The sequence below is a fragment of the Streptomyces sp. NPDC031466 genome (assembly GCF_055581265.1).
The window spans coordinates 113678-125428 of record NZ_JBVIJT010000016.1 but is presented as its reverse complement, the minus strand read 5'-3'; the positions used below and the strand labels follow the sequence as shown (position 1 = coordinate 125428).

The 11751-nt window shown below is 69.5% G+C and carries 9 protein-coding genes; 6 read left to right on the top strand and 3 right to left on the bottom strand.

What is annotated here, in order from left to right:
* The first annotated feature begins 9 nt into the window (after positions 1–9).
* Positions 10–1980, top strand: a complete 1971-nt coding sequence (locus tag ACZ5GP_RS32450) for an ATP-dependent DNA helicase (protein ID WP_468754247.1) — start codon at positions 10–12, stop codon at positions 1978–1980.
* A gap of 78 nt (positions 1981–2058) precedes the next feature.
* Here ACZ5GP_RS32450 and lexA read toward each other — a convergent pair whose 3' ends face one another.
* Positions 2059–2844, bottom strand: a complete 786-nt coding sequence (gene lexA, locus ACZ5GP_RS32445; RefSeq protein ID WP_223777175.1) for a transcriptional repressor LexA — start codon at positions 2842–2844, stop codon at positions 2059–2061.
* Positions 2845–3374: 530 nt separating this feature from the next.
* Here lexA and nrdR point away from each other — a divergent pair.
* Positions 3375–3920, top strand: coding sequence for a transcriptional regulator NrdR (nrdR, locus tag ACZ5GP_RS32440; RefSeq protein ID WP_358583303.1), 546 nt, complete (start codon positions 3375–3377; stop codon positions 3918–3920).
* Positions 3921–4058: 138 nt separating this feature from the next.
* A complete protein-coding gene (locus tag ACZ5GP_RS32435; RefSeq protein WP_468754246.1) occupies positions 4059–6959 on the top strand; it encodes a vitamin B12-dependent ribonucleotide reductase in 2901 nt (966 codons plus the stop codon).
* A 130-nt stretch (positions 6960–7089) separates the two neighbouring features.
* On the opposite strand, the gene ACZ5GP_RS32430 is transcribed toward ACZ5GP_RS32435, so the two are convergent.
* Complete coding sequence (locus tag ACZ5GP_RS32430; protein ID WP_468754290.1) at positions 7090–7671, bottom strand: TerD family protein; 582 nt, start codon at positions 7669–7671, stop codon at positions 7090–7092.
* A 115-nt stretch (positions 7672–7786) separates the two neighbouring features.
* Between ACZ5GP_RS32430 and ACZ5GP_RS32425 the strand changes: the two genes are divergently transcribed.
* Both ACZ5GP_RS32425 and ACZ5GP_RS32420 read left to right on the top strand, forming a co-directional pair.
* Positions 7787–8608 carry an arylamine N-acetyltransferase family protein gene (locus ACZ5GP_RS32425; RefSeq protein ID WP_468754245.1) on the top strand — a complete coding sequence of 274 codons (822 nt, stop codon included), beginning with the start codon at positions 7787–7789 and terminating at the stop codon, positions 8606–8608.
* Positions 8609–8641: 33 nt separating this feature from the next.
* A complete protein-coding gene (locus ACZ5GP_RS32420) occupies positions 8642–9247 on the top strand; it encodes a YdbC family protein (RefSeq protein ID WP_468754244.1) in 606 nt (201 codons plus the stop codon).
* Positions 9248–9271: 24 nt separating this feature from the next.
* Here ACZ5GP_RS32420 and ACZ5GP_RS32415 read toward each other — a convergent pair whose 3' ends face one another.
* Complete coding sequence (locus ACZ5GP_RS32415) at positions 9272–9919, bottom strand: TetR/AcrR family transcriptional regulator (protein ID WP_468754243.1); 648 nt, start codon at positions 9917–9919, stop codon at positions 9272–9274.
* 204 nt (positions 9920–10123) lie between these two features.
* On the opposite strand from ACZ5GP_RS32415, the gene abc-f reads away from it, so the two are divergent.
* Positions 10124–11734, top strand: a complete 1611-nt coding sequence (gene abc-f / locus ACZ5GP_RS32410; protein WP_468754242.1) for a ribosomal protection-like ABC-F family protein — start codon at positions 10124–10126, stop codon at positions 11732–11734.
* The last annotated feature ends 17 nt before the right edge of the window (positions 11735–11751 follow it).

Here is an 11751-nt window from a genome sequence, read left to right as displayed (position 1 = left end):
GGTCGCGCTATGACGAAGCCCTCCCTCCCCGAGCTCCTGCACGCCGCCGTCACCGCCGTCGGCGGCACGGAACGCCCTGGCCAGGTGTCCATGGCCGAGTCCGTCGCCGAGGCGATCGACGACGGCTCCCACCTGCTGGTCCAGGCCGGCACCGGCACGGGCAAATCCCTCGGCTACCTCGTGCCGGCCCTGGCGCACGGGGAGCGCGTGGTGGTCGCCACGGCCACCCTCGCCCTGCAGCGCCAGCTCGTGGAGCGGGACCTGCCGCGCACGGTGGAGGCGCTGCACCCGCTGATGCGCCGCCGCCCTCAGTTCGCGATGCTCAAGGGCCGCTCGAACTACCTGTGCCTGCACCGCCTCCATGAAGGCATGCCCCAGGACGAGGAGGAGGGGCTCTTCGACCAGTTCGAGGCGGCCGCGCCCACCAGCAAGCTGGGCCAGGACCTGCTGCGGATGCGGGACTGGGCGGACGAGACCGAGACGGGCGACCGCGACGATCTCACCCCCGGGGTGTCCGACCGCGCGTGGGCGCAGATCTCCGTCTCCTCCAGGGAGTGCCTCGGGGCCTCGAAGTGCGCCTACGGGGCGGAGTGCTTCGCCGAGGCGGCACGCGAGCGCGCCAAGCTCGCCGACGTCGTCGTCACGAACCACGCGCTGCTCGCCATCGACGCCATCGAGGGCGCCCCCGTCCTTCCCCAGCACGAGGTGCTGATCGTGGACGAGGCCCACGAGCTGGTCTCCCGCGTCACCGGCGTGGCCACCGGCGAGCTGACCCCCGGGCAGGTCAGCCGCGCCGTCCGCCGCGCGGCCAAACTCGTCAACGAAAAGGCGGCCGATCAGCTCCAGACCGCCGCCGAGGGCTTCGAGCGGCTGATGGAGCTGGCTCTGCCGGGCCGCCTGGAGGAGATCCCCGAGGACCTGGGGTACGCGCTGATGGCCCTGCGGGACGCCGCGCGCTCGGTGATCACGGCGCTCGGCTCCACCCGCGACAAGTCGGTCCAGGACGAGGACGCCGTCCGCAAGCAGGCGCTGGCCTCCGTGGAGTCGATCCACGACGTGGCGGAGCGCATCACCAACGGCTCCGAGTGGGACGTCGTCTGGTACGAGCGCCATGACCGCTTCGGCGCCTCCCTGCGCGTGGCCCCCATGTCCGTGTCGGGCCTCCTGAGGGAGAAGCTCTTCGCCGACCGCTCGGTGATCCTCACCTCGGCGACGCTCAAGCTGGGCGGCGACTTCAACGGGGTCGGTGCCTCGCTCGGCCTGGCCCCGGAGGGCACCGAGTCCGAGGACGCGCCGCAGTGGAAGGGCCTGGACGTCGGCTCCCCCTTCGACTACGGCAAGCAGGGGATCCTGTACGTCGCCAAGCACCTGGCCCGCCCGGGCCGCGAGGGTACGCGCGACGACATGCTCGATGAGCTGGCCGAGCTGATCGAGGCGGCGGGCGGCCGCACGCTGGGGCTGTTCTCCTCCATGCGGGCCGCCCAGAGCGCGGCCGAGGAGCTGCGGGGTCGCCTCGAGATGCCGATCCTGCTGCAGGGCGAGGAGACCCTGGGCGAGCTGATCAAGGGCTTCGCGGCGGACGCGCCCACCTGCCTGTTCGGGACGCTCTCGCTCTGGCAGGGCGTGGACGTGCCGGGACCCAGCTGCCAATTGGTGATCATGGACAAGATCCCCTTCCCGCGTCCCGACGACCCGCTGATGAGCGCTCGCCAGAAGGCGGTCGACGAGGCCGGGGGCAACGGCTTCATGGCGGTCGCCGCGACGCACGCGGCCCTGCTGATGGCCCAGGGCGCCGGTCGCCTCGTCCGAGCGTCCGGGGACCGTGGGGTGGTCGCCGTACTGGACCCCCGCCTGGCGACCGCCCGCTACGGCAGCTACCTGCGGGCCTCGTTGCCCGACTTCTGGTACACGACGGACCGCAATCAGGCCCGTAGGTCCCTGGCCGCGATCGATGCTGCCGCGAAGGCGGCCGAGGCGTAGCGCCTGCGGCCGGCCCCGGACGCAGCAGGGCCCCGGAACCGGCGCAGTTGGTTCCGGGGCCCGGTCAGGGGCGGTGGCTCACACCCGCCGCAGCACCGCCACGACCTTGCCGAGGATCGTCGCCTCGTCGCCGGGGATCGGCTGGTACGCGGAGTTGTGCGGGAGCAGCCAGACGTGCCCGTCCTCCCGCTTGAACCGCTTGACCGTCGCCTCGCCGTCCAGCATGGCGGCCACGATGTCGCCGTTCTCCGCGACGGGCTGGCGGCGGACCGTGACCCAGTCGCCGTCACAGATGGCGGCCTCGATCATCGAGTCACCGACGACCTTCAGTACGAAGAGCTCGCCGTCGCCCACGAGCTGGCGGGGGAGGGGGAAGACGTCCTCCACCGACTCCTCGGCGAGGATCGGGCCACCGGCCGCGATGCGGCCGACGAGCGGGACGTACGAGGCGGCCGGCTTGCCGGTGGTGTCGGTGGGCTGGCTGCTCGGCTGGTCGGAGCCGCGCACCTCGTACGCCCGCGGGCGGTGGGGGTCGCGGCGGAGGAAGCCCTTGCGCTCCAGGGCCATCAACTGATGCGCGACCGAGGAGGTGCTGGAGAGACCCACCGCCTGCCCGATCTCACGCATCGACGGTGGGTAACCACGCCGCTGCACGGAGTCCCTGATGACCTCGATCACGCGTCGCTGCCGGTCCGTGAGTCCCGAGCTGTCGGCGCGGATGCCTGGAGGTCGGCCCGGCAGGGAGCGAGCGGGCTTGGGCCCCTCCTGGTTCGTGGCTGCGTCATTCATGGCATGCACCGGCTCGAGTCGGCTCTGGGAGCGGTCCTGGGCAGTGATGGTGGCGCTGTCTGCGGTGGTGGTCACGTCGGTCGGCCCCTCTCGAGATGTTCTCTCCCTAGCTAGCCAACGGTAGTTGCTTTCGAAAGGTTGCGCCAAACACACGTTCGAGTGAAAAACCGGCGATTACCTGACGTGATCAGGCGTGCAGGTGTATGGCCAGCGACCGGGCCGAACGGCAATTCGGTTCATTACGGTACGCTTCACCGCTGGGCCCAGGAGCCCCTCGGTGGTGCTCCCATATTGCCACCCGGTGTCCCGTCAACCCCGCACCGACCCCCGTGCCGGCTTGCCCCCGGGCCCCGGTCCCGCCTGGCCCGGGGCGTCGCGGTGGGCGACTTCGTAGGTCTGACACCCTTCGGGGCGGTGCGACACGCTAGGGGTCGAAAAAGCGGCTCAACCCCAGATCTAGTGGTTGGATTGCGGCAGCGACCCAGAAGTTGTGGTCCCTGGTCCTTCGGAGGCGCAGGGATCGCCTATGCTGGGGGCTGCTTCGAGGGGTCCCGAGGGCCCACTGAGGCTTATGAGTCGTGCCGTCAAGGAGGGTTGGAAGTTCCATGCACTGCCCCTTCTGCAGGCACCCCGACAGCCGCGTGGTCGACAGCCGCACCACCGACGACGGCACGTCGATCCGAAGGCGCCGCCAGTGCCCCGACTGCTCCCGTCGTTTCACGACCGTGGAGACGTGCTCACTGATGGTGATCAAGCGCAGCGGCGTCACCGAGCCCTTCAGTCGTACGAAGGTCATCAACGGCGTCCGCAAGGCGTGCCAGGGGCGGCCGGTCACCGAGGACGCTCTCGCTCTGCTCGGCCAGCGGGTCGAGGAGGCGGTGCGCGCCACCGGAAGCGCCGAGCTGACTACCCATGACGTCGGACTGGCCATACTCGGTCCGCTGCAGGAACTCGACCTCGTCGCCTACCTGCGCTTCGCGTCCGTGTACCGGGCGTTCGACTCGCTCGAGGACTTCGAGGCCGCGATCGGGGAGCTGAGGGAACAGCGGCTCGACGCGGAGCCGCGCGACGCGGGCGCAGAGCGCGTCGTGGATGACCGCGGGGCCGGAGGGACTGTCGAAGTCCCGGTGCCCGCCACCGCCGCCGACTGACCGGCTGACCGACCGGCCGGCGGCGAACACAGACCTGTCGTGGGTTTCGTTTGCGATGCCCGCGACGCCAGATACACATCCGTGCCACGGGAAGAACGTGGTACTTCAGGGCGTTTTAGCCTGAAACAGGGAGGCGGCATGACCGAGACGACGAGCGGCCCGGCACGAGGTTCCCGCGCCAAGGGAGCCAAGGCCAAGGGTCTGCGCATCGAGCGCATCCACACGACCCCCGGCGTGCATCCGTACGACGAGGTGGTCTGGGAGCGCCGTGACGTCGTCATGACCAACTGGCGCGACGGCTCGATCAACTTCGAGCAGCGTGGCGTCGAGTTCCCCGACTTCTGGTCGGTGAACGCGGTCAACATCGTCACCAGCAAGTACTTCCGCGGGGCCGTCGGTACCCCGCAGCGCGAGACCGGCCTCAAGCAGCTGATCGACCGCATCGTGAAGACCTACCGCAAGGCCGGCGAGGACTACGACTACTTCGCCTCGCCCGCCGATGCCGAGATCTTCGAGCACGAGCTGGCGTACGCCCTCCTGCACCAGATCTTCAGCTTCAACTCGCCGGTCTGGTTCAACGTCGGAACGCCCCAGCCGCAGCAGGTGTCCGCCTGCTTCATCCTGGCCGTCGACGACTCCATGGAGTCGATCCTCGACTGGTACAAGGAAGAGGGCATGATCTTCAAGGGCGGCTCCGGCGCCGGCCTGAACCTCTCCCGGATCCGTTCCTCCAAGGAACTGCTCTCCTCCGGAGGCAACGCCTCGGGTCCCGTCTCCTTCATGCGCGGTGCCGACGCCTCCGCGGGAACCATCAAGTCCGGTGGCGCCACGCGCCGCGCGGCCAAGATGGTCATCCTCGACGTCGACCACCCCGACATCGAGGGCTTCATCGAGACCAAGGTGAAGGAAGAGGAGAAGATCCGCGCCCTGCGCGACGCGGGCTTCGACATGGACCTGGGCGGCGACGACATCACGTCCGTCCAGTACCAGAACGCCAACAACTCGGTCCGCGTGAACGACGAGTTCATGAAGGCCGTGGAGTCTGGCTCCAAGTTCGGCCTGCGTGCCCGGATGACCGGTGACGTCATCGAGGAGGTCGACGCCAAGTCGCTCTTCCGCAAGATGGCCGAGGCCGCCTGGGCCTGCGCCGACCCCGGCATCCAGTACGACGACACGATCAACGCCTGGCACACCTGCCCGGAGTCCGGCCGGATCAACGGCTCGAACCCGTGCAGCGAGTACATGCACCTGGACAACACGTCCTGCAACCTCGCCTCGCTGAACCTGATGAAGTTCCTGAAGGACGACAGCAAGGGCACCCAGTCCTTCGACGCCGAGCGCTTCTCGAAGGTCGTCGAGCTGGTCATCACCGCGATGGACATCTCGATCTGCTTCGCGGACTTCCCGACGCAGAAGATCGGCGAGAACACCCGCGCCTTCCGCCAGCTCGGCATCGGCTACGCCAACCTCGGCGCCCTCCTGATGGCGACGGGTCACGCGTACGACTCCGACGGCGGCCGTGCCCTCGCCGGCGCCATCACGTCGCTGATGACCGGTACGTCGTACAAGCGCTCCGCCGAGCTGGCCGCGGTCGTCGGGCCCTACGACGGCTACGCCCGCAACGCCACGCCGCACAAGCGCGTCATGAAGCAGCATGCCGACGCCAACGCCTCCGCGATCCGCGTGGACGACCTGGACACGCCGATCTGGGCCGCCGCCACGGAGGCCTGGCAGGACGTGATCCGCCTCGGTGAGAAGAACGGTTTCCGTAACTCCCAGGCGTCCGTCATCGCGCCGACCGGCACCATCGGTCTCGCGATGTCCTGCGACACCACGGGCCTGGAGCCCGACCTCGCGCTGGTGAAGTTCAAGAAGCTCGTCGGCGGCGGCTCGATGCAGATCGTCAACGGCACCGTGCCGCAGGCCCTGCGTCGCCTGGGCTACCAGGAGGAGCAGATCGAGGCGATCGTCGCCCACATCGCCGAGAACGGCAATGTGATCGACGCCCCGGGCCTGAAGACCGAGCACTACGAGGTCTTCGACTGCGCCATGGGCGAGCGTTCCATCTCCGCGATGGGCCACGTCCGCATGATGGCCGCGATCCAGCCGTGGATCTCGGGCGCCCTCTCCAAGACGGTCAACCTTCCGGAGACCGCCACCGTCGAGGACGTCGAAGAGGTCTACTTCGAGGCGTGGAAGATGGGTGTCAAGGCGCTCGCCATCTACCGCGACAACTGCAAGGTCGGCCAGCCGCTCTCCGCCAAGAAGAAGGAGGCGGAGAAGACCGAGATCACCGAGAAGGCCGAGGACACGATCCGTGCCGCGGTCGAGAAGGTGGTCGAGTACCGCCCGGTCCGCAAGCGTCTCCCCAAGGGCCGTCCCGGCATCACCACCTCCTTCACGGTGGGTGGCGCCGAGGGTTACATGACCGCGAACTCCTACCCGGACGACGGTCTCGGCGAGGTCTTCCTGAAGATGTCCAAGCAGGGCTCGACCCTCGCGGGCATGATGGACGCCTTCTCCATCGCGGTCTCGGTCGGTCTGCAGTACGGCGTGCCCCTGGAGACGTACGTCTCCAAGTTCACGAACATGCGCTTCGAGCCGGCCGGTATGACGGACGACCCGGACGTGCGGATGGCGCAGTCGATCGTCGACTACATCTTCCGCCGCCTGGCGCTGGACTTCCTGCCCTTCGAGACGCGCTCCGCGCTCGGCATCCACTCCGCCGAGGAGCGTCAGCGTCACCTGGAGACCGGCTCCTACGAGCCGTCGCTGGAGGACTCCGAGGTGGACGTCGAGGGGCTGGCCCAGTCGGCTCCGCGCCAGACCGAGTCCCTGAAGGCCGTCGCCACGCCGAAGGCGGAGGCCGAGGCGGCCAAGCCCGCCCCGCAGCAGGCACACACCAGCGCCGAGCTGGTCGAGATGCAGCTGGGCATCCAGGCGGACGCCCCGCTGTGCTTCTCCTGCGGCACGAAGATGCAGCGGGCGGGCTCCTGCTACATCTGCGAGGGCTGCGGCTCCACCAGCGGCTGCAGCTGAGGTCAGCGGCCCGCTGACGGACGGCGGCCGCCGCTCACCGGTGGCGGCCGCCGACTGAGGGCATCACGGAGGGGATCGACGCGATGCGTCGGTCCCCTCCGGCGTGCACGGGGGGGCTTGTCCCAGGGCGTCAGTGCTTGCCGCCCATGGCGGCGGTGAACGTCTCCAAGTCGCCGTCGAAGCCGTGGACGACCTTGCGGAACGCCCACGCCCCGGCTTCGTTCCGGGTGAACTCGGCCACCGTCGTGGCCGTGCACGCGGCGACGTCGGCCAGATCACTCTGCGCCAGCTCCGTGTAGCCCTCGCGGATCCGCACCGCCGTGTTCGGGATGTCGCCGAAGGCCTTGGGATCTTCCTGCTGCTGGATCGCGACCCCCACCACCACGCGGGAGTACCTCGGCGCGAGGCGGTCCAGTTCCAGGACCATGACCTCGTCGAAACCGAAGCCCTGCCCCGTCCGGCTGTCACGGTTGAGCGCGATGGTGCCGTCCGGTGAGCGGCTGTCGAAGTGCACGAGGTACTCCGGGGCTCCGTACGGGTCGTCCGACGTGTAGGTCGCCGCGATGAGGTCGAGATCGTTGGACGACGAGCCGGCCGGGCTCGGGTCCCACTTCAGACCGATCTCGACCTTCCTGATTCCCTTGCTGACACTGCTCACTGGACTTCCCCCTCCTCGTGACCTGGGCGCTGCGGGACGCCAGGCATGTCCCACCCACACGCTACGACGCAGGACTGACAACGGCGTAGCGTCCCTGGTCAGGCACACCCAACGGAGCGGCCGCGCCAGCTGGTTGGCATCCGGCACTACCCCTGGAGATCATTGCGCCATGACATGGAACGGGGAAGAACTCGATTTCGACGCCTACTTGGCGAGACTCGGGCACACAGGCGGGACGAAGCCGGATCTGGGCACCCTGCGTGCGCTCCACCGAGCGCATGTGATGGCGATTCCCTTCGAGAACCTGGAAATGATGCTCGGCCGTCCCGTACCGCTGGACCTGGCCGCGCTGCAGGACAAGATGGTGCGCGGGCGGCGGGGCGGCTACTGCTACGAACAGAACCTCCTCTTCGCGGCGGCTCTCGAACGTATCGGCTTCGGCGTCAGGGGACTTGGGGCGCGCGTCCGAGGGGGAGCGTCCACCACGCGCGCGGTGACGCACATGCTCCTGAGGGTCGAGGCGGACGGCGAACAGTGGCACTGCGACGTCGGGTTCGGCGGTGACGGGCTGCTCGAACCGATCCCTATGCGTGACGGGGTGGAGGTGCGACAAGGAGAGTGGCGTTTTCGGACCCGGCAGGAGGAGGACGGGGCGCTGGTCCTGCAGACATGGCGCTCCGACGGTTGGTTCGACCTGTACGCCTACACCCAGGAGTCACGCCTTCCCGTTGACTACGTAGTGATGAATCACTACACGTCGACCCACCCCAAGTCGTCGTTCATCCGGCGCCCGGTGGTGCAGAGGGTCGCTCCGGACGCGCGCCGCAGACTGACGGGCGACCAGCTGAGCGTCACGTTCCCGGACGGCTCGGTGACTGAACGAGACGTTCCTGTGGGCGAATTGAGGGGCGTCCTCGATCGGGAGTTCGGGATCGAGCTGGACGACGCCGACTCGGCCGAGCTGATCAGGGTGCACTACGCCGGAGCGTGACCCCGGCCGCGCTCCGCGCCGTACGATGGCGCGGTGCTGGTCAAGTGGATTCGCTGCACCGTGATCGACCGTCGGGGGTTCGAGCGAGGGCAGCGAAAGTGGGCGGGGCTTCTGGGGGAGCCGGGGTTCCGGGGGCAAGGCGGGGGGTGGAGCCGAGGGCGGCCGGGCGTCGCCCATGTCTTTGCCTTCTGGGAGAGCCGCGCCTTCTACGACTCCTTCATGGCCCGCTCGCACGATCGCCTCGCGGCCGCGCAGACGGGTACGTACAAGGACCTTCAGGCCAAGCTCTTCGATCACCGTTTCGATGTGAAGACGGGCTTCGAGCCGCGGTTCACGGGCGCCGACGTCGTACGGGTCGCGCACTGCCGGGTCCGCGCAGCGCGGGTGGAGCACTTCGCCCTGATGCAGGAGAAGGTCTGGAACCCGGCGATGGCCGGCTCGCCCGGAATGGTGCGCGGGCTCTTCGGAGAGGCGCCGGGGCACGAATTCCTCGTGCTCTCCATGTGGCATTCCGCCGCCGAGCACGGGAAGTACCGGGCCGAGCGGGTGGAACGCCTTTCGCTGCGCGCGCAGACGGACGCGGATGTCTCCGCGCTCGCCGGGGACATCGTGCAGCTGGAACCGTCCTGGATCGTCTGAGTCCCGGCTCTCGCGGGTCCGGTGTCACCTGCGGGTGAAGGCACCCTCGCGGGTCGCGGCGATCGCCGCTGCCGCCGCTTGGTCGGCCAGCGCCGCGTCGATCGGCTCCCGTGTGATGAAGACGCGGAGCAGAAGGGGCGCCGACACGGCGCGGACGAGCGCCGCCGCGTCGATGTCGGGGGTGGCCTCGCCGCGCTCCACGGCCCGCGCCACGACTGCCTCACAGCGGCTGAACCGCTCGGCGTAGAAGGCGTGGAGGGCCTCGGCGGCCCGCTCCGACTGGAAGGCCGCGGCGACGAAGGCGGTGGGCGCCGCGGCCTTCGCCTCGTCGGAGAAGGAGTCGACCACCTCGCGAGCCAGCTCGCGCAGATCACCCTCCAGGCTCCCGGTGTCCGGCGGTGTCCACGTGTCCTCGCCCGCCAGGTCCAGCGCGTCGGCGACCAGCCCTTCGAGGCCGCCCCAGCGGCGGTACAGCGTGGTCTTGTGGACCCCCGAGTGATCGGCCACGTACTCGACGGTGAGCCCGGGGTAGCCGTGATCGGCCAGGCCGCTCAGCACGGCGTCGCGCACGGCGGCACGGGTGCGGGCGGTGCGGCCGCCGGGGCGGCGCGTGCCGGGCGCGGCGTTGGCCGCCGGTTCCTTCTCGCCGGTCGCGGCCACCTTGTCCGTCATGGCGTTCCTCTCCGTCGCTCCCCGTGCAGGGGAGATCGTCCTATCGGGGTCTTGCTCTCGGAGCTGAGGGGCGTGGGCGCCCGGATCCGGGTCCGGGTGAACAAGTGCAACCTCTGTTGCGTTAGCAGTGACACTGTGCCACACTCGTCGTAATGCGACATGAGTTGCGTTTGTGTGGCGTGAATGTGAAACCCGGGGGTGCCCTTGCCTACTCAGATCTCTCTGCACGGCGTGACCAAGGCCCATGGCGAGCGGCTGTTGTTCGATGGGGTGTCCCTGGCGATCAGGCCGGGCGAGCGCATAGGCGTCGTGGGGGAGAACGGCGCGGGCAAGTCCACGCTGCTGCGCCTGATGTCCGGTGACGAACGCCCCGACGAGGGCGAGGTCGTGACGGTCGCGGAGCGCGGGGCGGCTCTGCTCGCGCAGACTCCGAGCCTGCCCGCCGATCACAGTGTCGGTGACGCGATCGACGCGGCTCTGGCGGACCTGCGGGCCATGGAGCGGCGACTGCGCGATCTGGAGGCGGAGCTGGGTTCCGCTTCGGAACGCGCCTTGGGGGAGTACGGAGACCTCCTCACCACGTTCGAATCGCGCGGCGGCTATGAGGCCGACGCGCGCGTGGACAAGGCGATGCACGGGCTGGGGCTCGGACGCATCGGCAGGGACAGGATTCTGGGCAGTCTGTCCGGCGGCGAACAGGCGCGGCTGGGACTGGCCTGCCTCCTCGCGGCCGCACCGGAGGTCATGCTCCTGGACGAGCCGACCAACCATCTGGACGAGGGCGCGCTCGACTGGCTGGAGGGCGCCCTGTCCGCGCATCGCGGGACCGTGGTCGCCGTCTCCCACGACCGCACCTTCCTGGAACGGGTCACCACGGCCATCCTCGAGGTGGACGCCGACCGCAGGACGGTCGTACGCCACGGCGGTGGATATCAGGGACTGCTCGCCGAGCGGGCAGCCGCCCGGGCGCGCTGGGAGCAGGAATACGCACAGTGGTGCGAGGAGAGAAACCGGCTCCAGGAATTCATGGCGACCACCGCGCATGCCGTCGCCGGCGGCCGTGCCATGAAGGACAACAACAAAATGGCCTACGACCGTGCGGGCGGCCGGGTTCAGGCATCGGTCGCGGGCCGGGTGCGCAGCGCGCAGGAGCGGCTCCGCAGGCTCCAGGAGCAGCCGGTGCCCAAGCCTCCCGAGCCGCTGCGGTTCGCGGCGCGCCCGATGGCAGGCGCCGCCGAAGGGGCCTTGGTGACCTTGCGGGACGTGCGCGTGGGCGACCGCCTGGCCGTGGACGAGCTCACGGTGTCCGCCGGCGAACGACTGCTGATCCACGGGGGCAACGGCGCGGGGAAGTCCACCCTGCTGCGCACCATGGCGGGCGTCCTGGAACCTGACGCGGGCACCGTCCTGCGCAAAGGACGGATCGGCTATCTCGCGCAGGAGATACCGACACGGCGCCCCGCCGAGAGCGTGCTCGAAGTGTTCGGCAAAGGCCTCGGGCTGACCGAGGAGGAGCAGAGGGATCTGCTCCTTTCCTTCGGGCTGTTCCGGGCACGCGACCTGCACGTCCCGGTGGGGGCGCTCTCCGCCGGACAGCGCCGCAGGCTGGCCCTCGCGCGGCTGCTGGCCCGGCCCGCTGATCTGCTGCTCCTCGACGAGCCGGCCAATCACCTGGCACTCGGCCTGGTCGAGGAACTGGAGACCGCGCTCGATCAGTGGACCGGGGCGCTGGTCGTCGTCTCGCACGACCGGTCACTGCGCCGGCGTTTCACGGGTCGAATACGCCGGATGGAGTCCGGACGGCTACCCGCCTGAGTCACCCGACGGCGCCC

What these genes read in the sequence shown, in the direction of transcription:
- ACZ5GP_RS32425 (WP_468754245.1), top strand. Translation starts at nt 7,787, where the DNA reads ATGACATGGAACGGGGAAGAACTCGATTTCGACGCCTACTTGGCGAGA.
- nrdR (WP_358583303.1), top strand. Translation starts at nt 3,375, where the DNA reads ATGCACTGCCCCTTCTGCAGGCACCCCGACAGCCGCGTGGTCGACAGC.
- ACZ5GP_RS32415 (WP_468754243.1), bottom strand. Translation starts at nt 9,919, where the DNA reads ATGACGGACAAGGTGGCCGCGACCGGCGAGAAGGAACCGGCGGCCAAC.
- ACZ5GP_RS32435 (WP_468754246.1), top strand. Translation starts at nt 4,059, where the DNA reads ATGACCGAGACGACGAGCGGCCCGGCACGAGGTTCCCGCGCCAAGGGA.
- ACZ5GP_RS32450 (WP_468754247.1), top strand. Translation starts at nt 10, where the DNA reads ATGACGAAGCCCTCCCTCCCCGAGCTCCTGCACGCCGCCGTCACCGCC.